This is a genomic window from Undibacterium sp. JH2W, assembly GCF_049340425.1.
Classification (GTDB): domain Bacteria; phylum Pseudomonadota; class Gammaproteobacteria; order Burkholderiales; family Burkholderiaceae_D; genus Undibacterium.
Map to the genome: position 1 here is coordinate 1 of NZ_JBMPOT010000081.1, position 386 is coordinate 386.

The 386-nt window shown below is 50.8% G+C and carries 1 protein-coding gene; it reads left to right on the top strand.

The genetic code is table 11. The annotated features are described in order from the left end of the window. Window positions 1-98: 98 nt before the first annotated feature. A partial coding sequence (locus tag ACO0LC_RS29205; protein ID WP_423009773.1) for a hypothetical protein occupies window positions 99-386 on the top strand: 288 nt, incomplete at its 3' end.

The window sequence follows — 386 nt, forward strand, 5'->3', positions numbered from 1 at the left end:
TGATTTTTCTTTCCTTGCCAGTGCAACAGATTTTGACTCTCGATCATTTGGGATGACGCGGATACGCTTTGCGCTCTTTTAACTCAACAGGAGAACGCATGGCTGCTAAACCTTCATTTGAATTACGCCTACGGGTGCTCAATGCCGTGCACGATGCCCCCGGCAATAGCTTGCGTGAGCGCATCAAGTTTGTCGCCGACAAGACCTTTATCGATGGCTTGTCAGCCCACCCGCACCGTTTCACCTGGCGCACCATCAGCACCTGGCTATATCGTCATAAAAGTCGTGGCATTGCCACCCTGGAGAATAAAACCCGTTCCGATAAAGATGCTTATCGTAAGGTGCAGGTGAATCAGTTGGCTGAGGCAATCCATGAAGTGCTGCCG